This window comes from Lentzea sp. NBRC 105346, from assembly GCF_030269605.1.
Lineage (GTDB): Bacteria > Actinomycetota > Actinomycetes > Mycobacteriales > Pseudonocardiaceae > Lentzea.
This window is the reverse complement of record NZ_BSTQ01000001.1, coordinates 224,305-244,217: the sequence shown is the minus strand read 5'-3', so window position 1 is coordinate 244,217 and position 19,913 is coordinate 224,305. Positions and strand designations below refer to the sequence as shown.

The window sequence follows — 19,913 nt, the reverse complement described above, 5'->3', positions numbered from 1 at the left end:
AGTCCTTGTCACGAAAGGGGTCACAGTTCGGCGCGCACCGCGTCGCCCGCCTGCTGGGTCGAGAGCGAGCCACCGAGGTCCGGTGTTCTGCGGCCCGCGGCGATCGCCCGATCCACCGCCGCCCGGATCGCCTCCGCCTCCGCCGGGTGCCCGAGGTGCCCGACGAGCAGGGCGGCGCTGAGGATCGCGCCGATCGGGTTGGCGGTCCCGGTACCCACGATGGCGGGCGCGCTGCCGTGAACCGGTTCGCACAGCGCGAATCCGCTCCCCGGGTTGAGGTTGATCGACGCCGCCGTGCCGAGCCCGCCGGCCACCTCTGCGGCGAGATCGCTCAGCACATCGCCGAACGAGTTGTTCGTGACGATCACGTCGAACTCGCCGGGGTCGCTCACCAGCCGCATCGCGGCGACGTCGGCGTACAGGTGCCATGAGACGACATCCGGATGCCGGTCGGCGATCGAACGCCATGTGCGTTGCCACAAGGCGCCACCGGACGGCACGGCATTGGACTTGTCGACCATGCACACCGAACGGCGGGCGATGCCGAACGCGTGGTCGATGATCCGGCTCACGCCACGGGCCGTGCTGATCTCGGTGTCGATCGCGACCTCGTGGCCGGACGCCACGTGCAGCGCGCCCCCGACTCCGCTGTAGAGCCCTTCGGTGTTCTCGCGCACCACGATGCAGTCGATCCCGCGCTTCGCCGGATCCCGCAACGGGCTCAGGTCGTCGTGCGGCAGCCGCGCCGGGCGCTGGTTCACGTACAGGTCGAGCCCGGACCGCAGGCGCAGCAGGACGCCGCGCGCGTACTCGGGGGAAGTCACCCGAGGATCGCCGACGGCACCGAGCAGCGCCGAGTCACCGCGCGCGACGCGCCGGAAGTCCGCATCGGACAATGCGCTGCCGGTGCGCAGGAACGTGCTGGCGTTGACGTGGTCGAGCACGTCGAACTCGATGTCGAGCCCCAGCGACGCCACCGTGCCCAGCGCCTGCTCGGTCACCTCGGGTCCGATGCCGTCGCCCGGAATCACCGCTACCCGGGACACGCGGCCACCTTCCGCAGCCGTGTCGCAGCCGTGTCGAGCACTTCCCGCGTGCGGTTGAACGCGACGCGCACGAAGTCGCCCCGGTGATCCTCCGACACGAAGAGGCTTCCCGGCGCGACCAGCACGCCCGTCCGTTCGAGCAGCTGCCGCGCGAACGAACGGCTGTCCGCGCCCCCGAGGCCCGCCGTGAGGAAGACACCGCCCTGCCCCGGATCCACCGCCAGACCGCACTCGGCGAAGAGGCGGGCCACCGTGTCCCGGCGGCGGCGCATCTCCTCCGCGGGGAACCACTCCCGCGGCAGTGCACGGGCGGCGGCCAGCTGCAGCGGCGCGGCGGCGCCCGCGGTCGTCGCCTCGTGCACCCGGCGCAGCACGGTCGTCAACGATTTCGGGGCGCGCAGGTAGCCGAGCCGCCAGCCGCTCACCGCGTGACTCTTGGACAGCGAGTCGACGATCACGTACCGGTCCCGCAATGCGGGTACGTCGGCGGCGGAGGTGTGCACGCCCTCGAACACGTACGACGAGTAGACCTCGTCGGACACGACCGTGACATCCCACTTCTCGCACAGCGCGGCGATCTCGTCCAGTTCCGCCCCGGAGAACACCCGGCCGGTCGGGTTGCCGGGCGAGTTGACGATCATCGCGCGGGTGCGTGGCCCGAACGCGGCGGCGAGCTCCGCCGAGTCGAAGCACCAGCCCGGCCGGTGCAGCCGGACGAACCGGGGCACCCCACCCGCCAGCAGAACGGCGTTGACGAAGTTCTCGTAGTACGGCTCGAGCATGATGACCTCGTCGCCGGGGTCCACAAGGGACAGCAGCGCGACGGCGAGCCCCTCGGTGCTCCCCACGGTGACGGTGATCTCGTCCTCCTCGGTGCCCAGCGAGTCCGCGATGCGTTGGCGTAACAAGGGATGCCCGGCCGGGTCCGCGTACTGGTGGTGGTCGCCGCGCAGCAACGCGAACCCGGCCGCGGCGACCAGCCCCGCGGGCGGGGCGGGCACGCCGGGCACGCCGAGCGCGAGGTCGACGGCGTCCATTCCGGCGGACCGGCGCAGCAGCTCGACCAGTCCGCTTCCGCCCAGCAGCCCGGCCCGCGCCGAGGTCCGGCTCACGCGTCCGCTTCCAGGAACGCGGGGCCGATCGCCGGCAGCCGGCGAGGCCGGTCGCCCTCGTAGGCGCTGATCCCGGCCTCGTGGCTCAGCGTGAGGTCGACGTCGTCGAACCCGTTGAGCAGCAGCTCACGCGCTCGCGGCTCCAGTTCGAACGGCCAGCGGGACGGGCCTCGGACCTCCATGCGCTCCAGGTCGATGGTGATCCGCAGCCGCGGGTTCGCAGTGCTCGCCGCGGCCAGCACGCCCACCGCGTCCTCGGGCAGCATCACCGGGACCAGACCGTTCTTCGGCGCGTTGCCGCGGAAGATGTCACCGAAGCTCGAAGCGATGACCGCGACGAAACCCCAGTCCCGCAACGCCCACACGGCGTGCTCCCGCGAGCTCCCGGTACCGAAGTCCCGTCCTGCCACCAGCACCGTCGCGCCCGCGCGTTCGGGGTCGTTCAGCACGAAGCCGGGATCGGCGCGCCAGCGGGCGAACAACGCGTCAGCGTAGCCCGTCCTGGTCACCTTGCGGCAGTAGTCCGCCGGGATGATCTGGTCGGTGTCGACGTCGCTGCGTGCGAGCACCATCGTGGTGCCGGTGTGTTCGATGAGTGGCTGCACAGTCGTCCTCATGAGATGTCATCGGGCAGGGCGAGGCGGCCGGCGACCGCGGTGGCCGCGGCGACGGCGGGCGACACCAGGTGCGTCCGCGCCCGCGTCCCCTGTCTGCCCTCGAAGTTCCGGTTCGACGTCGACGCGGTGCGCAGCGCGCCGCGCACCCGGTCGGTGTTCATCCCGAGGCACATCGAGCAGCCGGGGAGCCGCCATTCGGCGCCCGCGGCGCGGAAGACCTCGTGCAGTCCCTCCGCCTCGGCCGCGGCGCGCACCGCCATCGAGCCGGGCACCACCAGGGTCCTGGTGGTGACACGCCGTCCGCGCAGCACGTCGGCCGCCGCGCGCAAGTCCTCGAGGCGGCCGTTGGTGCACGAACCGATGAACACGATGTCGATCTCGATGTCCCGCATCCTCGTTCCGGGACGCAGACACATGTACTCCAGGGCGCGCCGCGCCGACGCGGGGTCCACAAAGGACTCGGGCTCCGGCACCCGCCCGGACAGCGGCACCGCCTGGCCGGGGTTCGTGCCCCAGGTCACGTACGGGCTCAGCTCCGAACAGTCCAGCGTGACCGTGCGGTCGAACACCGCGCCGGGGTCGCTGCGCAGACCCCGCCAGTGTGCGACGGCGTCGTCCCATGCCTCGGGTGCGCCGGGTCGTCCGGCCAGGTAGGCGAAGGTGGTGTCGTCCGGCGCGATCAGGCCCGCGCGGGCGCCCGCCTCGATGCTCAGGTTGCACAGGGTCATCCGGCTCTCCATGGAGAGCCGGGAGACGACCTCGCCGCGGTACTCGATGACGTGCCCGCGCGCGCCGTTGGTGCCGATCCGCGCGATCAGCGCGAGCATCAGGTCCTTGGCGGTGACCGACGCGGCCGGCATGCCGGTGAACTCGACCGCCATCGTCGAAGGTCGTTGCACCGCAACGGTCTGCGTCGCCAGGACGTGCTCGACGTCGCTGGTGCCGACCCCGAACGCCAGCGCGCCGAACGCGCCGTGCGTCGAGGTGTGGCTGTCCCCGCACACGACCGTCATGCCGGGCTGCACCAGGCCCAGCTCCGGCCCGACGACGTGCACGATGCCCTGCCGGCGATGTCCGTGCTCGAACAGGAGGATCCCGTGGTCGGCGCAGTTGCGGCGCAACGTCGACACCTGCAGCGCGCTCACCGGATCCCGGATCAGCAGGGTGTCGGTCGGCACGTTGTGGTCCTCGACGGCCAGCGTCAGGTCCGGGCGCCGCACCTTGCGGCCCCGCTGGCCGAGTCCGTCGAACGCCTGCGCCGACGTGGCCTCGTGGACCAGGTGCATGTCGACGTACAGCAGGTCGGGCTCGCCCTGCGCGGAGCGGACCACGTGGGAGGTCCACACCTTGTCCACCAGCGTCACGGGACCGCTCACTGCGCCGTCACCGCACCGCGGACCCGGTCGCGAAGCATCTCGAGCGACTCGAAGCCGCCGTGCTCGCGGTTGGCGATGTGCTCCTCGTACAAGCGGTTCACGAGCACCTCGTCGGCGTCCCCGCCGAGCACGTGACGCAGGATCGCGCGTCCGGAGTGCCTGCCGACGACGAGCTCGCGCTCGCGGCCGAACCGCTCGGGCTCGATGTACTCGTAGGTCACCGGGTTGCGCAGCATGCCGGCCTGATGGATGCCCGCCTCCGTGGCGAACGAGTTGCGCCCGACGATCGCCTTGTTGCGGATCTCGGGCAGCGAGATGCAGTCGGACAGCAGCCGGTAAGCGTCGTACAGGCCCTCGGTGCGCAGGCTGGTGGTGGCACCGAGCCAGTCGCTCTTGTACGACAGCACGGCGGCCAGCTCCTCCAGCGGGGTGTTGCCCGCGCGCTCACCGATGCCGCCCAGCGTCACCTGAACCTCGTCGGCACCGGCCTGGATACCCGCGATCGCGTTCGCCAGCGCCAGGCCGAGATCGTCGTGGCAGTGCGTGGACAACACCACGTCGTCCGGGATCCACGACCGCACGGCGGCGCACAGGTCGCCGTACTCCTGCGGCGTCGCGCATCCGGTGGTGTCGGCGAGGATGATCGTGCGCGCCCCGGCCTCCAGTGCCGTGTCGACGAGCGCGTGGATGAAGTCGTACTCACCGCGGCTCGCGTCCTCGACACCGAACGAGATGTCCTCGGCACCGAGCTCCGCGGCCAGCCGCAACGACTCGTCCACCTCGGCGATCGCCTCGGCCCTCGTGATCCCACGCTTGTGGACCAGGTGCACGTCGCTGCCGGTGCCGCAGATCTGGATCTGGTGGTTCGGCCGCACACCGACGGCCTCCATGGACAGCCGGACGTCGTGGACGCTGGCCCGGTTGAACGTGGCGAACCGTATCCTCGTCAGTGTCTCGGCGATCAGCCGCGTCGCCTTGAAGTCCGCGGGTGAAGAACCGGGGAACCCGGCCTCGATGACGTCGACGCCGAGCGCTTCCATCTTCAGCGCGATGTCCACCTTCTGCTCGGGCGACATCGCGTTGCCCGGCGCCTGCTCGCCGTCGCGCAAGGTGGCGTCGAAGAAGGAAATCCGGCGCGGCTTGTTCGTCATGGGTACACCTCCGAGTTCGGGAAAGTACGACTCAGCTCCACAATGGACCGTGTGTCGCCGGCGTGTTCTTCACACTCAAGAATCGCCGGATCAGTCCGTCACCGGCAATGAGGAACACCAGCGTTACGGAGGTTCTTTCACTGTGCCGCAAGGGATCGAAGTCGATTTCCCTGGTAGACGCGAACAGGCACCGTTCCAATTGGGACGGTGCCTGAGGTTTCACTGGCCACGCGAACGGTCAGGTGTGATCGGCGAACCGCCGGTGCCGCACCGCCCACGCGGCGATCTGCGCGCGCGACCGCAACCCGAAGGTGCCACGGATCTTGCGGACATGTTTTTCCACAGTGCTCACGGACAGATGCAGCTTTCCCGCTATCTGGTGGTTGTTCAGCCCTCTGGCGACCAGGTCGACGACCGCCCACTCCCTGGTGTTGAGCGCGGTCACCTGGGGCTCCTCGGCCGGGTGGGAGCTCTGGGACTCCAGCGCGTGGTCCACCGCTTTGCGGGGATCGAGACGGGCGCCCTCCGCGACGAGCGCGGTCCGCCGCCGCTCGGGGAGCGCGTCGCGCGCGAGCTCGAGTGCCCGCGTCAGCCGCTTGGCGCACCACGTGTCGCGCCAGGAAGTCCGGTCCGTGAACACTGTGACGGCGCCGGCGAGCAGGAGCCCGCGCTCGAACCTCCCGGTGCGCAGTGCGACGATGGCGATCCCCTCGATCGCGTCGGCGTGCTCCAACCCGGTCACCGCGGCGCGCAGGGCCGTGGAGAACCTCGCCTCGGCGCCGCTGAGGTCGCCGAGCTCGAGCGCGATCACCCCGGCGGTATGGAACACCGCGGAGCGAAGGTCCGCCGGTGCCACTTCGGTGGTCTCGATGTAGGCACGCGCCATGTCGGACAATGCTTTGGCCCGATCGACGTCGGCCCGGTCCAGCAGCTCCCACGCCAGGTCGTTGGCGCACAACGCGAGGCCCAGCCGGTCGCCGATCTCGCGGCAGCAGTCGGCGGCGTCGCGCAGCGCGATGACCGTGGTGTCCGCATCGCCCGAGCGCCTCGCGATGTGGCTCTGCTGCAGCAACAACCGTCCGAGGACCGCCGGGCGGCATTCGCCCGCCCGCTCGGTCTCGACCGCCACCCGGATGAGCTGAGGTGCCAGGTCGTTGTCGCCCTCGCAGAGCGCCAGCCACGCGGCGCTTCCGATCGCGAGACTGCGGTATCGCGACGACGGTGTGACCCGGCCGATCGCGTCGATCAGCTGCTGCCCACGCAGCCCCGAATAGCCGAGGCTCAGCCGGCTCACGACCATCGCGACGGCCACGAGCAGCCGGCGTTCGTCCTCGCCGTCGCCGAGCCACCTGAACACGTGCGCGAGATTCTCGTGGTGCTGCTGCAGGCGGGTGAGCAGGCCGACCGGCGCCGAGACGTTGTCCATCAGCGGGCTCACCAGCTTGACCAGCCAGCCGAGCAACCTCTCTGCCGCTTGGTCTTCTTCCCCGTGTTCCGCGAGCCGCTCCCGCCCGAAGCAGCGGATCGACTCGAGCATGTCGAACCCTCCGATGTCGGGCCGGGCCCGGATCAGTGACTTGGCCTCGAGTGAACTCAGCGTCTCCAGGGCCGAAGACCGCCCGGACACGGAATCCGCGACGAGCTCGGCGGCCTCGGCGTCGAACCGGCCCGGCAGGAAGGACAACCTGCGGAACAACGCCTGCTCGTCCGGGGAGAGCAGGTCGTAACTCCACCGGATCGCGCCACGGAGGCTGTGGTGCCGTCGATCGGACGTCCGCCAGCCGCCGGTGAACAGCTTCAGCCGGTCGTCGAGGCGGTCCCTGATCTCGACGAGCCGGTACGTCCGCATCAGCCGCGCGGCCAGCTCGATCGCCAGCGGAACCCCGTCGAGCCGCACGCACACGGTGACGATGCTCTCGGCGTCGGCGTCGGTGAAGCCGAGCTCCGGCCGCACCGCCCGCGCGCGGTCGACGAAGAGACGTACGGCGTCGAACCCGAGCGAGTCGGCGAACGACAGACCGCCGATGACGGCCGGACTCGGCAGCCCGGCGAGGGAGAACACCACCTCGCCGGGAAGGCGCAGCGGCTCCCGGCTGGTCGCCAGCACGGTGAGCCCCGCAAGCCGGGGAAGCAGCTCGCTCAGCAGCGAGGCGCATTCGCCGAGCAGGTGCTCGCAGTTATCCAGCACGAGCTGGACCTGCCGCCCGCTCAGCTTGGCGACGAGTGCCTCGACCACCGACACACCCGGCGGTTCCAGCAGTCCCCAGGTGGCGGCCATGGCGCGAGCCAGCCCATCGGGGCCCGTCGCCGAGGCGAGTTCCACGACGGCCACCTCCGCCCGCCCGGCCCGGCAGGCCCGCCCCGCGACCTCGGCCGCCAGCCGGGTCTTGCCGACACCGAAGGGCCCGACCACGGTGACCAGGCGGTTGGACCGCAGCAGGCGCTCCACCTCGCCCAGCTCGATGGCCCGCCCGACGAAGCTCGTCAGCGCGATCATGCCCACCGCGGCGGATCCATCGGCCCCCGGAGTCTTCGTCCGCTGCCGATACGCTCGCTGGCGGCACGCGTTCGAGCAGTACCGGACCGGCCGGCCCGCGTTCTCGCGCCGGATCCGGTCGCACTCCGCACACCCCGCGCTCAACGCCGGCCACCGTCGCACGACCACATTGGACAGTCCTCCCCCGTGCCGTCAGGGTCGCAGGAAGACCGGCAGCCTCCGGACGGCCAGCAGCGAGTCGGTCTGGTAGACCTCCACCGCGTCGCGGTCGACGACGATCTCCGAGTACCGCGACAACAGCGTCTCCAGCGCGACGGTGGCCTCCTGCAGCGCCAGGGACGAACCGAGGCAGAAATGCACTCCTTGCCCGAAGCCGATGTGCGGGTTCGGCGTGCGGCGGGGGTCGAACCGGTCGGGTTCGGTGAACACCGTCTCGTCGCGGTTGGCCGACGCCAGCCAGAGGACCACCACGGTGCCCGCGGGGAGGGTGTTACCACCGAGCTCCACCTCACGCGTGGTGATCCGCATCGTCTCCGGTGTGGGCACGCTGAACCGCATCGCCTCGTCGACCACCGCCGCCAGCCGCTCCGGCCTCGCGCGCACCTCGGCGAAGGCGTCCGGGTTGTCGTCCAGCGCCAGCAGGGTGTTGCAGATCAGCATCGCGGTGGTCGAGTGCCCGGCCTGCATCAACAACGCCACGACGCCGACGATCTCCTCGTCGTCCAGCCGCATGCCGTCGACCTCCGCGGCCACCAGTGCCCCGAGCAGGTCTTCTCGCTGGGCGGCGCGCCGCTGCCGGACCTGGTCGCTCAGGTACGCGTTCATCTCGGCCACGGAGTCGCGGACGGCCTCGACGAAGGCGTCCGCGAACATGTTGTCGATCTCGGCGTCCCGCGAGGCGGTCAGGAACGTGTCGGTCCACCGGTGGAACTGGGCGCGCTCGCCGGCCGGGATCCCGAGAACGTCGGAGATGATGGCCGTCGGCAGCGGATAGGCGAACCCGGTGGCCAGGTCCGCGGGTTGCTCGTGCAGCGTGTCGAGCAGATCGTTCGCCGCCGCCGCGATTCGCGGTCGTTTGTCCGCGATGGCCCGTGCCGTGAACGCCTGGTTCACCAGGCCACGCAGCTCACGATGCCGCGGCGCGTCCATGAAAAGGAAGTTGCCCTTCGCGAACGGCCGGAAGATGTCCTGGTCCGGCGCCATGCGCAGGTTGGACGAGAAGGTAGCCGGATCCGCGAGCACCGAGAGAATGTCGGAATAGCGGAACAGGTGGCACAGCCGACGCTCGGGCAACCAGTTGATCGGCCACCGCTCCCGCATCGTGCGAAACCAGTCGAGCATGGCATTGCGGTCCCCATTCGCCTCCGGCATGACAGGCGGACTGCTCGCGTGCGTCATCAACACCCCCACTGGAATGACGTCCATAATTCGTCGGCAACAAGACCACGGACACGCTCCCACGACATCGGCAAGGTGTGCAACAGGCGCATTGTCCACACTTTATGCAGGTCAGCCCTACGGCCAAGTGAGACCGCACACCATGTTCGAAAACCGAACGACGAGTGGCAACCTCTCGATTAGCTGTCGGTCTTTCCCGGTCACTACGAATTGCACTGGTAGCGCCGGTTTCCTAACGAGACGCAATTTTGGAGTGCGTCACGAATCCGTGGCAGATTCTGCGCATTCGAGGGAGCAGACATGTCGAACGATCACGTCGCCACACTCAGAGCATTGGTCACGCGGGTGGCGGAAGCGGCGGACGAGACCGAGCGTGCGGCGGCGCTGGCCGAGTTGCAGCGCGCCACCGCCGGGGCTCTCCGGGATGCGGTGTCCGGGGCACGCGAGAGCGGCGTCTCGTGGCGGACCCTCTCGTCCGCGCTCCGCATCGCCACCGCCACGCTGCACGACCAGTTCGCCTCCGGCCGGCAACCGCGGTCGCCCGCGACCCAGCAGTCCCATGCGACCGTTCTGCCGGTGCAGGTGCCCGACCAGTTCGTCGGTCGCCGGCGTGAGCTCGCCGAGCTTCGGCGCCTCCTGCCCCACCGGAAACTCGTCACGGTGACCGGTCCGGGCGGAATCGGCAAGACCCGGCTCGCCGCGGAGTACGTCCAGCAGTGCGCCCCGGCGTTCGGCCGGGTGTGGTGGGTCGAACTGGCGGCGCTGGACACCGGCGCCGGTGTCGACGAGGCCGTGGCGGCCGTTATCGGGACGGACCCGGTCGACGTCCTCTCGGACATGCGCGGATCCGGGCGCCTGCTGCTCGTGCTCGACAACTGTGAGCACGTCGTCGACGCGTGCGGCCGGCTCGTCACCCGGCTCGGGGCGGCGGGCGGCGAGCTGGCGATCCTGGCGACCAGCAGGGAACGGATGAACACAGCCGGGGAGCAGGTCCTCCCACTCGCCTCGCTGCCTCGTGATCCCGCGTTGGCGCTGTTCGCCGACCGTGCGCGCGGCGCCGCTCCGGACTTCCAGCTGACCGGTGAGCTCGAGGTCGTGGTCGCGGATCTGTGCCGGCGGCTCGACGGGCTGCCCCTGGCGATCGAACTCGCGGCGCGGCAGGTCGCCGTGCTGCCTCCGGCCGAGCTCGTCGCGTGCCTCGACGAACGGCTGACGCTGCTGTCGGGAGGGCCCCGGACCGCGCCGGAGCGGCACCGGAGTCTGGCCGCGACGATCGAGTGGAGCTACGACCTGGCAACGGAGACCGAGCAGGCCGTCTTCCGCAGGATCTCCGTGTTCGCCGACGGTTTCGGCCGGAGTGACGCGGCCGTGGTGTGCTCGGATCTCGGGCTGAGCGCCGCCGAACTGTGGACCGGGCTCACCGCTCTCGTGGCGAAGTCGTTGGTGGTCGCGGACAACGAGCGGCTGCGCGTTCTGGAGTCGTTGCGCCTCTTCGGCCGCGCCGAGTCACGACGCCGCGGCGAATGGGACGCCACCGCGAGCCGCTTCGCCGACCTGCTCGCTCAGCTGTCCGCGGGGATACCGAAGCCGGAAGGTATGACGCGTCCGGAGCAACGGACCAAACGCCGCGGCCACCGGCACAACCTCGAGTACGCGATCACACTGGCCACCCCGGCCGACGACGAACGGTACGCGAACCTCGTCGCGGCACTCGTGTCGGCGCGGAGGCTGACCTTGTCCCGCAACGGCAGCCGTCGCTTGATCGAGGACGCACTGGCTCGGCAACGTTCGATCCTGGGCACCGCCATCCTCCACATCGAACTGTGCAACGAACTGATCTGCAGCGGAGACTACGATCTCGCGCGTGAAGCCGGCGGCCGCGCGGTCGCTGATGCCAGGAAGGCCGGGAACCGGTGGCTGGAATACCGCGCGTTACACGCACTGGCGATCACCCTCGAACGACTTCGTGACAGAGACGCGATGACGCGACTGCTCCCGGAGTTACTCGCGAACGCGCGTGCGCAGAACGAGCCTCGCCTTCTCGCGGCGACCCATTCGCTGATCGCGTTGGAGTACGCACAACACGGCCGGCTGGACGAGGCGCAGGACGCGATCGACGAAGGACTTGCCGCCATCGCCACGCAGTCCACGGATACCGTCATCATGTGCGATCTGGTCAACACCGCCGGGAGCATCGCTTTGCAGCGGCAGGACTACGACCGCGCGGCGGCATGGTTCAGCGTGGCGCTTTCGCTCGATGACTCCCACGGGATCGTCGTGGGGTTGAAGAGCACCGCTGCCGTCGCGGCCCACCGAGGTAGACCGGACGTCGCGCTACGCCTGTTCGGTGCCGCGAAGAACGCGCAACGGGATGGCGGAGACATCGGCTCTCCGTGGTGGAACACCCTTTGCGCCACCGCCCTGTCAGTGGCGCGGTCGGCCTTCGATCCGGCGACCGCGGACGCCTTCTTCAGCGAGGGCGCGAAGATGACGCTCGACCAAACCATCGCCTACGCGCTCGACGACCACGACTCCCCCGTGCTCAGCGCACGCGAGCAGGAGGTCGCGAACCTGGTCGCCGACGGGCTGACCAACCGGGCGATCGCCGTCAGGCTCGGCGTTTCGGCCCGCACGGTGGCCAGTCACCTGGAGAGCATCCGGACCAAGCTCGACCTGCGCAGCAGGGCGCACATCGCCGCGTGGGTGACCGGCGCACGCCAGGTGTGACCGGCCGACGGTCCCGCACGATCGCGGGAAACCCGCCACCGTGCGCCGCGCACTGCTCGCGCACGGCAAAGGCGGCAGAGAGACCATCGTGCCCCTGCCTCCGCCGTCGGACGGGCATAGACCATGCCGCCTGCGACCGCTGGCTGAGGCCGCGGTAGTACCTGCTCACGAGCCCGCCGACCCCGCGAGGCGGTGTTGGAGAATGCGCGGCCGGTGGCACGCCTGGACACCAGCAAGCGCAGGCATCGCCTTGGGGCATCATGTCGGCGTACCGACAGATCCACCGCCATGCGGACACACCGGGAAACCACAGGCGTCCGGAAATGGACGTCCGATGACAAGCGCGCGACGCTGGTTCCGGTCGTAGAAGCAAGTGCCGACCACGCGAACGAGGTCTCCGGCAGAGAACCGGAGACGCCTCCTAGAGCCGCCGCGTTCGCTCGACCACTTTTGGCCACGAAAGATTTCGCTAAGGTCCGGGAAACCCCTTACCTGCGAGGGCGGACGGACCGCATGACGACGTTGGTGGCGGATGAGCTCGCCGTCAGGCCGCTGCGGCGGCTGCTGATCTGGGCGTTTCCCGCGAACCTGGGCATGTCCGTGCAGGTTGTCGGGCTGTCCGGGGTCCTGCTGCCGTTGCAGGTCGCCGCGGTCCACGACGGGACGAAGGCGGTGAACCTCGCTCTCGTCACCGCCTTCGGCGCGGTGGCCGCGATGCTCACCCAGCCGGTGGCCGGCGCGATCTGCGACCGGACACGTTCACGGTTCGGTGCGCGGGGACCATGGATCGTCGGAGGAGCGTTCGCCGAAGGGCTTGCGCTGATCGGGCTCGGGACGGCCGGCACGACCCTGCAGATCGCCGCCTGGTGGGTCTGCGTGCAGATCGCGTACAGCACCGCGCAGGGCGCTTTCGCCGCGGTCCTGCCCGATCGGGTGCCCGCGGCGAGGAGGGGTGTGTTCTCCTCGATCGCGGGCGCGGGGGTCATGGTCGGGGCGATCGGCGGGCAGATCCTGGCGACGCGGTTCGCCGGTGACCTGCCCGGTGGCTATCTCACGATCGGCGGGATCACGGTGGTCGCGCTCACGTCGTTCGTCGTGTTCAACCCCGAGCGCGACAACCGGAAGCGGCCGCGCGGCGCGCTCTCGGCGCGTGCGGTGCTGGCGTGTTTCTGGTTCGACCCGCGCAGGAATCCCGACCTCGGCTGGGCGTTTCTCGGGCGGCTGTTCCTGTTGTCCGGGCACTTCACGGTCGGCAGCTACCAGCTCTACATCCTCCAGGACCACGTCGGGCTCGGTGACGAAGCGGTCGGGTTCCTGCCGTCACTGGGGATCGCGACGGCGGGCGGCACGATCCTGACCACTGTCCTCTCCGGACCGCTGTCGGACCGGCTCGGACGCAGGCGGATCTTCGTGTTCGCCGGTTCGGTGCTGCTCGCGGCCGCCCTGCTGATGCCCCTTGTGGCGCCGACGAAAGCGGGCATGGTGGCGTACGCGATGTTGACCGGTGTGGCGTTCGGGTTCTACGTGGCCGTCGACACCGCCCTCATCTCGGAGGTGTTGCCGGCCACGGGAGACTTCGCCAGGGACCTGGGCGTCATGAACATCGCGGGCACGCTGCCCCAGGTGATCGCACCCGCGGTGGCCGGGGTGATCGTCACCGGCGTCGGGTATGCCGGGTTGTTCCCCGTCGGCATCGTGTTCGCGTTGCTCGGCGGCCTCGCCATCGTGCCGATCAAGTCGGTCCGGTGACCCCTCCGCACTCCCTCACCGGCTGAACGGATCGGTTTGCTGCCACGCCACCGGCAACGCGACCTCGACACCGTCGCGGGCCGCCATCGGCAGGATGTGGCTCATCGTCCGGTCGAGATCGTCGGCGAGCCGTGGCAGCGGACGCAACGGCCGGTCGAGGCCGACGAAGAAGTCGTCCCAGTGGATCAGGACCACCCGGCGCGCTCCGGTCGCCCGGACCACCTCGTCCCAGTAGGTCTCGATGAACTCGGACGGCTGCTTCCCCACTGTGCCGATGCCCAGGTACACGACGTCTGCCGTGCGACCCCGTAGCGCGCCGGACCGGAAGTTCGCGCTGGCGTGCACCAGCACCGTGCCACGCGGGTGCGTCACGAAGATCGAGTACACCTTGCCCGTCCGCCACGCCCGGCTGCGCGCCGGCGGGACGAGCGGGCGGTCCACGACACCGGGGTAGCGGTCGTCCGGGCTGTGCACCGTCTCGACGAACGTCACCTCGAACGCGCCGAACGCGGTGACATCGCCGTCACCGACGACCCGCAGCCTCTCCGAGGGCACGCCCAGACCGCGCCCGATGTTCGCCGTCGACTCCGAACCCACCAGCTCCGCGCGCGTCAGCGCCGCCCACACGGGTGCGTCGAGGGCGTGGTCGTAGTGGGAATGCGCACAGATCACCGCCGCGATCGGTGGAGTACCCAGGCGCTCCATCGCACCGCGGACCGACCTCGGGTCGGGTGCGATCTTCCCCAGCGCGACCCGCAGCAGACCCGGCCGGGTGACGAAGCCGTCGACGAGCAGCGCGGTGTCCTCGTCGCGCAGCAACACCGAACTGGTGCCGAGGAACCGCGCCGTCACTTCAGCGTCGGGCACGGCTCGCTCCTGGTAACGCGAGTAGGGACGCAGATCTGGGCGACCGAGCGGGTTTCTCATCGGCACATTCTCGCGTTCCGGGCGGCGTAAGGTGATCTGCGGGGTGCCGGGTGAACGGGATCGCCGATCTCGTCCTGTGAGTGCCCACATAGGACTGAACGTCGGGTGCGCCACCGCACTCGTGGACCGAGTCGTGCGACGCCTCGACCAACACGCCGACGACACCGGAGACGCTGCCCGCTGGTGATCCCGACGTCTACGCGACCCTCGAGCCGCGCTTGGCCGCATGGGCCGACGAACGACGCCGAGAGGATGCGTCGAACGATCGCGCCCAGGCCGCGAGCCACCCGGCCTCCATGGCCGCGTCGAGCAGATAGGTCTTGCTGATCCGTCCTTTCGGGACATAGACGAGGTCGATCACGAACAGCGTGATCGCCGTGGCCATTCCGATCCTGCGTGCGTGGGTCCACTGCGCGTTCGTCGCGGCACGGGTCTGTGTCCATCCCACCGAGATCAGCAGGCCGGCGGTGGTCTGTTGCAGCCATCGATCGGTCTTCCGGCCGAACACCGCCTCGAAGGTGCGGGCGCTAACCAAGGGCCACAGTCCACCCAGGATGTTGAACACGCCGTGCGCCCGAGCCAACGCCCGGCCATCCGTCGATCGCATCACGGCACCTCCTGATCCGAGAAGCTGCGCAGCTGTGTCACCGCGGTGTCGAGTTGTTCCGCCATGCGCACCAATGGCCGCAGCGGTAGCGCGACGCTGGTGTCCGCTCCAGGACGCACGTCGACGATCTGCAACCGGGCGGAGTTCGACCAGATGTCCAGCACGCCAAGACGCATGCGGATCGCATACCCACGTCACCGTCGGCCAACCGCGACGGCGCAGACGACGTGCGCGGCCGCACGTGGGTGTTTCGCCGATGCCCGACCGGCAATCCACGGGCAGCGACGAAAGGATCACGGCTGTGCGGGAGCAGGAGTGGCATCGGCGCCGGATCCGGTGGGACATGGTGGCGGGCAGGCGCGTGCGGAGTCTCGAGGCGGGCGGCGAACACCTGATGGGTCCGCCCGTCGTGATGATCCCAGGCCTCGGCGCACTGGGGTACCTCCTTGACGCGCTGGCCGGGTGCGGCGGCTGGGCGAGGTCGTACCTGCTGGACGTGCCCGGCTTCGGCCACCGGAGCCTCGGCCGTGCCCGGCCGAGGTACCGGCCGTGGCGGACGTCGTGTCGGCGTGGATCGACGAGATCGCGCGGGAACCTGTTGTGCTGGTGGGACATTCGACGGGTGCACAGGCCGCGTTGCGGGTGGCTGCGGCTCGACCGGACCTGGTCGGGGCGCTGGCTCTGCTGGGACCGACGTTTCCGCCCGAGCAGCGGCGGATGCCGGCCCTGCTCCGCGCATACGTGCGCAATTCCCGGCACGAGCCGCTGGGGCTGCAACCCGCGATCGTTCCGTACTACCTGCGTGGCGGGCCCGGAGAACTGCTGCGCTTCATCCGCTCAGCGCAACGGGACCAGCCGGAGAAGTTGATCACCGAGATCGCGTGTCCCGTGCTGCTCGCCCGCGGGGAGCACGATGCCTTCGCTCCGCAGTGGTGGGTCGACCGGCTTACCGATGCCGCGCCGAAGGGACGGTCCACGACGGCGCCGGGCGCGCACACCTTCCCCTACCAGCACGGGGGCGTGACGGCCTCGATCATCGCCGAGGCGGCGGCGCGGACCGGTTCGTCCGGAGAACACAGGGGTGGCCGACCCGAATGAGCACCGTGTCCGCTGGTCGCGCGGCCCCATGGGCAATGCCAATCTGAGACGAACAGCCGGTGCTCCGCAGCCACGCCCGCTACCTGCACGCGCGCCGGCCGGCCGAGCAGCTTCGTACCGCTTTGGAGTCGCGGGCGGTGATCGACCAGGCGAAGGGGGCGATCATGGATCGCGGACCGGTTCGTCGCGGGCCTGCGGCGGTGAGCTGACCGGCTCACCCGAGCGCTCCGCATCCTGCCGACGTGCGGATGACCGGTCGTAGTTCGTACGCTGGCACGACAACGGGTTGAGTGGGCTGGCGAACCGCGGCTGCACGACCAGTGGCATTGAGGACGGATGTTGGACGGGCAACGTCGGGACCGGCTCACGCGCATGGTGATCGAGTGCAGCACCGCGTCCGGCCGTGCGGGACTGGGGCAGGCGCTGTGTGACGTGTGCGTGCGCGTCCTGCCGGGTGTCGACGCCGCGGCGTTGACCTTGCGCGGCAACGCGCGGGCCCTGGAGGTGGTCGGTGCCGGCGACGCGTGGGCGGCCGCGATCGAGGAACTCCAGTACACGCTGGGGGAAGGACCGGGTGTCGAGGCGTTCGACACCGGCGGGCCCGTGCTGGTCGCGGATCTGACCGCTGACGAGGTGCGCTGGCCGGGATTCGCGATGGCGAGCGAGAAGGAGGGTTTGGCCGCCATGTTCGCGTTCCCGCTGCAGGTCGGTGGGATACGGCTCGGCACGCTCGACCTGTACCGCCGCCGCCCCGGCGGTCTGTCCGCCGACGCCATCGCTGATGCCGCTGTGCTGGCCGACCTCATCACCCACGCGTTGCTCGCGCAGAACGAGCAGACCGGGGCGGAGGAACGGCTGCGGGTGGAAGTGTCGTACCAGGACGTGAACATGGCGACCGGAATGCTGGCCGCGCAGCTGCGGATCAGCCTCGAGGACGCGTTCCTGCGGTTGCGCGCGCACGCGTTCTCCGCGGGCCGATCGGTTCTGGAGGTAGCCCGAGACGTCCTGGCGCGACGCATCCCACTCGATCAGCTGGCGGACTGATCTCCCATGCGGCACCGTACGAAGCCGAGTCCTATGCTGGCCGGGTGCCCGGTGTCCAGGACCAGATCGCCACCGCGTTGAGCGAGCTGACCGCGACGTTGGTCGATCGTCACGACGCGGACTCGGTACTGCGCCTGGTGACAGCCGCGTGCAGCAGGGTTCTCGGCGCAACGGCCACCGGGGTGATGCTGGTCGATCCGCGGGGCGGCATCAGCGTCGTGTCGGCCTCCGATGAGCAGGCGCGGTTCGTGGAACTGCTGCAGAGCCAGATCGACGAGGGCCCGTGTGTGGACTGCGTCCGCGAGGACACAGAGGTCGGCTGTCCGGACATCGCGGCCGAGCGAGATCGCTGGCCGATGTTCGGTCAGGCGGCGCTCGACGCGGGTTTCCGGTCGATCCACGCCGTTCCGCTCCGGCTGGACGGCCGGGCGGTGGGTGGCCTGAACGTGCTGTACGCCGAAGTCGTCCGGTGGGATGACTGGGAGGCCAGGCTGGGCCGCGTGCTGGCCGATCTCGCGACGCTCGGTCTGTCCCAGCAGCACGACCCGATGCGGTTGCATCGGTTGGCCGAGCAGACGCTGACCGCGCTGAACGACCGCGTGGTGATCGCGCACGCCATCGGCATCGTCGCCGGTGCGCTCGGCACCGGCACGGACGAGGCGCGCGGCCTGATCTTCGACTACGCGGGCATCCGGAGGATTTCCATCCGCGACGTCGCCCGCGGGCTCACCGACGGCAGCGTCGACCCAACTGCTCTCCAGGCGGCGGACTCGCGCTAGTCGCCCCAGTCCGGATCCGAGCGCCGGTCCGCCTCGGCGTCGACGCGCGCTGTCACCCGCGCGACCTCGGCTTCGCTGTGCCGGTCGCACAGCATCTCCAGCGCCTGCGCCGGGTCACCGCCTCCCCAGGCGAGGACCGCACCGGCCGCTTCGTGCAGCGCTGCCCGGCTCGTCACCGAGTCGAGCATCCGACGCGCGGCAGTGGCGTCGTCCGACCGGCCGTGGAAGGGCGGGGTCATGGTGTCCACGATTCTCCTCGTCCGCCGAAAAAGCGATGGAATCCGGGAAGATCGGTGTTCAGCCGCAGCCGACCGCGAGGGATCACGGGACGATCTGTGACGGAGTGGTCCAGCGGGCGAGCAGGACGGTGGCGTCGTCCTGCAGGACGCCGTGCTGGTGGGTCAGGACCGCCCGGACGAGCCGTCGCGCGGTCTCGGGCGGCGGATGTCCGGCGGCCGCCTCGCGGCGCAGGAAGTCTGCCAGCCGGGCGTCGCCGAAGAAGTCGCCGGTGTCGTCGCGGGCTTCGGTGATGCCGTCGGTGTGCAGCACCAGCCAGTCGTCCGGTTGCAGCGACTCCTCGCCGATGACCAGGTCGGTCCAGCCGAGGCCGAGTGGCTGCCTGCGCCCGCCGGCCAGCGGCCGCACGATCTTTCCCGACCGCATGATCAGGGGATGCGGATGGCCGGCGTTGACGTAGCGCAGACGCCCGGTGGCCAGGTCGAGTTCGACGAGCACCGCGGAGGCGAACGCGGTGCCGCCGAACTGCTGGTTGATGGCCTCGTCGATCGTCCTGGCCTGTTCGTAGAGGCGGTGTCCGCTGTGCCGGGCGCTGCGGTAGGCGGCCAGCGCGGTCGCGGCGATCAGGCCGCTGTGCAGGTCGTGTCCGACCGCGTCGACGACGATGAGGTCGGCGGTGGTCTCGGACAGCGCGTAATCGAACGCGTCCCCATTGACGTTCTGGCCGGGTTCCAGCAGGGCGGTCACCACGAAGTTGTCCACGCCCGCGGTCTGCGGTGGCAGCAGCGACCAGACCAGCTCGCCGTTCACCGTCCGCCGGTCGCGAATGCGCACGCGGTCGATGCCGTCCCCGTACTGGCTCTGCGCGGTGACGACGTGTCCCAGCAGGCTGGCCAGCCAACGGCACTGCGTGCGCAGTCCTGGGTCGTAGAGATCGTCCGTGCTCGCGACGCCGACCTCGAGCACGCCGAGCCGTTCGGCACCGTCGACCAGCGGCACCCAAAGACGTGGTGAGCCGGGGACATCGGCGGGCAGCATCTGCACCTGCCGGAAGGCGCGTCCGGCGAGAGTCGTGTCCACGTCCAGCGCCTTGCCGTTACCCGTGTGGAGCCGTGTCGCGGGCAGGGGATACAGGCAGCGCTGCGCGTAGTCGATCAGGTGGATGCCGACCGTCAGGCCGAGCGCTTGACCGGCCGCCTCCGCGATGACCGGCAGCCGGTCCGGCGGGGCCAGTTCGGCACCGTCCAGCAGTGTCACCAGGGCCGCCAGCGGCTCGCTGCGGGGTTCGCTCGCCCGGAACGGACGCGTGTACGACGCGCGATGGGTCCAGGTCAGCTCGTCGAGGCGTTCGTTCACCGCGTGCGCCAGGATGTCCCGTTGCAGCGGATCCAGCGAGCTGAGTCCGTGCACGTAAGCGTCTACCTCGATGGGCCCGGCATCACCGCCGAGCGCGAAGTAGCGCAGCCACAGCTGACCGGCGCTCAGTCCGGCGTGCTGCAGAGCGAGCGCGAGGCTGCGGCGCTGCTGGTCGGTCGCGTCGTCATTCAT

17 protein-coding genes and 1 pseudogene are annotated in these 19,913 nt (G+C 70.1%); 6 read left to right on the top strand and 12 right to left on the bottom strand.

Annotated elements, in window-relative coordinates; all coding sequences use genetic code 11:
- Positions 1-20: 20 nt before the first annotated feature.
- The 7 genes from QSK35_RS00865 to QSK35_RS00835 form a co-directional block, all read right to left on the bottom strand.
- Positions 21-1,046 (bottom strand): isocitrate/isopropylmalate dehydrogenase family protein, encoded by a 1,026-nt coding sequence (locus QSK35_RS00865; protein ID WP_285741237.1) that lies wholly within the window; start codon positions 1,044-1,046, stop codon positions 21-23.
- A complete protein-coding gene (locus QSK35_RS00860; RefSeq protein WP_285741236.1) occupies positions 1,034-2,158 on the bottom strand; it encodes a pyridoxal phosphate-dependent aminotransferase in 1,125 nt (374 codons plus the stop codon). Before QSK35_RS00860 ends, QSK35_RS00865 begins: the two co-directional genes overlap by 13 nt.
- Positions 2,155-2,763 carry a 3-isopropylmalate dehydratase small subunit gene (gene leuD / locus QSK35_RS00855; protein WP_502881619.1) on the bottom strand — a complete coding sequence of 203 codons (609 nt, stop codon included), beginning with the start codon at positions 2,761-2,763 and terminating at the stop codon, positions 2,155-2,157. The genes QSK35_RS00860 and leuD overlap by 4 nt, the downstream gene beginning before the upstream one ends.
- Positions 2,764-2,771: 8 nt before the next feature.
- Positions 2,772-4,151, bottom strand: a complete 1,380-nt coding sequence (gene leuC / locus QSK35_RS00850) for a 3-isopropylmalate dehydratase large subunit (RefSeq protein WP_285741234.1) — start codon at positions 4,149-4,151, stop codon at positions 2,772-2,774.
- Positions 4,148-5,302, bottom strand: coding sequence for a LeuA family protein (locus QSK35_RS00845; RefSeq protein ID WP_285741233.1), 1,155 nt, complete (start codon positions 5,300-5,302; stop codon positions 4,148-4,150). The genes leuC and QSK35_RS00845 overlap by 4 nt, the downstream gene beginning before the upstream one ends.
- A gap of 238 nt (positions 5,303-5,540) precedes the next feature.
- Positions 5,541-7,961: an ATP-binding protein gene (locus tag QSK35_RS00840; RefSeq protein ID WP_285741232.1), complete on the bottom strand. Its 2,421-nt coding sequence runs from the start codon at positions 7,959-7,961 to the stop codon at positions 5,541-5,543.
- Positions 7,962-7,991: 30 nt separating this feature from the next.
- On the bottom strand, positions 7,992-9,140 hold the full coding sequence (locus QSK35_RS00835) for a cytochrome P450 (protein WP_285741231.1): 1,149 nt from the start codon (positions 9,138-9,140) through the stop codon (positions 7,992-7,994).
- Positions 9,141-9,497: 357 nt separating this feature from the next.
- Here QSK35_RS00835 and QSK35_RS00830 point away from each other — a divergent pair, with 357 nt between their 5' ends.
- Complete coding sequence (locus QSK35_RS00830; RefSeq protein WP_285741230.1) at positions 9,498-11,924, top strand: ATP-binding protein; 2,427 nt, start codon at positions 9,498-9,500, stop codon at positions 11,922-11,924.
- 513 nt (positions 11,925-12,437) lie between these two features.
- Positions 12,438-13,673 (top strand): MFS transporter, encoded by a 1,236-nt coding sequence (locus QSK35_RS00825; protein ID WP_285741229.1) that lies wholly within the window; start codon positions 12,438-12,440, stop codon positions 13,671-13,673.
- A gap of 15 nt (positions 13,674-13,688) precedes the next feature.
- Here the strand turns inward: QSK35_RS00825 and QSK35_RS00820 are convergent, their stop codons facing one another.
- From QSK35_RS00820 to QSK35_RS00810, 3 genes are all read right to left on the bottom strand, one after another.
- Positions 13,689-14,540 (bottom strand): MBL fold metallo-hydrolase, encoded by an 852-nt coding sequence (locus QSK35_RS00820; protein ID WP_285741228.1) that lies wholly within the window; start codon positions 14,538-14,540, stop codon positions 13,689-13,691.
- Positions 14,541-14,796: 256 nt separating this feature from the next.
- Positions 14,797-15,210 (bottom strand): hypothetical protein, encoded by a 414-nt coding sequence (locus QSK35_RS00815; protein ID WP_285741227.1) that lies wholly within the window; start codon positions 15,208-15,210, stop codon positions 14,797-14,799.
- Positions 15,207-15,383, bottom strand: a complete 177-nt coding sequence (locus QSK35_RS00810) for a hypothetical protein (RefSeq protein WP_285741226.1) — start codon at positions 15,381-15,383, stop codon at positions 15,207-15,209. Before QSK35_RS00810 ends, QSK35_RS00815 begins: the two co-directional genes overlap by 4 nt.
- A gap of 286 nt (positions 15,384-15,669) precedes the next feature.
- Between QSK35_RS00810 and QSK35_RS00805 the strand changes: the two genes are divergently transcribed.
- From QSK35_RS00805 to QSK35_RS00790, 4 genes and pseudogenes are all read left to right on the top strand, one after another.
- Positions 15,670-16,305 (top strand): alpha/beta fold hydrolase, encoded by a 636-nt coding sequence (locus tag QSK35_RS00805; RefSeq protein WP_285741225.1) that lies wholly within the window; start codon positions 15,670-15,672, stop codon positions 16,303-16,305.
- A gap of 62 nt (positions 16,306-16,367) precedes the next feature.
- Positions 16,368-16,472, top strand: a pseudogene (locus QSK35_RS00800) (ANTAR domain-containing protein); the annotation flags it as partial.
- Positions 16,473-16,641: 169 nt separating this feature from the next.
- Complete coding sequence (locus QSK35_RS00795) at positions 16,642-17,349, top strand: GAF and ANTAR domain-containing protein (RefSeq protein WP_285741223.1); 708 nt, start codon at positions 16,642-16,644, stop codon at positions 17,347-17,349.
- 44 nt (positions 17,350-17,393) lie between these two features.
- The gene (locus QSK35_RS00790) at positions 17,394-18,128 is read left to right on the top strand and encodes a GAF and ANTAR domain-containing protein (RefSeq protein WP_285741222.1); all 735 of its coding nucleotides are present in this window, start codon (positions 17,394-17,396) and stop codon (positions 18,126-18,128) included.
- Here QSK35_RS00790 and QSK35_RS00785 read toward each other — a convergent pair.
- Positions 18,125-18,376: a hypothetical protein gene (locus QSK35_RS00785; RefSeq protein ID WP_285741221.1), complete on the bottom strand. Its 252-nt coding sequence runs from the start codon at positions 18,374-18,376 to the stop codon at positions 18,125-18,127. The genes QSK35_RS00790 and QSK35_RS00785 overlap by 4 nt on opposite strands.
- Before the next feature lie 73 nt (positions 18,377-18,449).
- Entirely contained in the window at positions 18,450-19,913 is a 1,464-nt protein-coding gene (locus tag QSK35_RS00780; RefSeq protein WP_285741220.1) for a PP2C family protein-serine/threonine phosphatase, read from the bottom strand.

Bases quoted from the DNA above. Each gene is read 5' to 3' on its own strand.
- QSK35_RS00835 (WP_285741231.1), bottom strand. From the start codon at position 9,140: ATGCTCGACTGGTTTCGCACGATGCGGGAGCGGTGGCCGATCAACTGG.
- QSK35_RS00825 (WP_285741229.1), top strand. From the start codon at position 12,438: ATGACGACGTTGGTGGCGGATGAGCTCGCCGTCAGGCCGCTGCGGCGG.
- QSK35_RS00845 (WP_285741233.1), bottom strand. From the start codon at position 5,302: ATGACGAACAAGCCGCGCCGGATTTCCTTCTTCGACGCCACCTTGCGC.
- QSK35_RS00795 (WP_285741223.1), top strand. From the start codon at position 16,642: ATGTTGGACGGGCAACGTCGGGACCGGCTCACGCGCATGGTGATCGAG.
- QSK35_RS00810 (WP_285741226.1), bottom strand. From the start codon at position 15,383: ATGCGTCTTGGCGTGCTGGACATCTGGTCGAACTCCGCCCGGTTGCAG.
- QSK35_RS00830 (WP_285741230.1), top strand. From the start codon at position 9,498: ATGTCGAACGATCACGTCGCCACACTCAGAGCATTGGTCACGCGGGTG.
- QSK35_RS00780 (WP_285741220.1), bottom strand. From the start codon at position 19,913: ATGAATGACGACGCGACCGACCAGCAGCGCCGCAGCCTCGCGCTCGCT.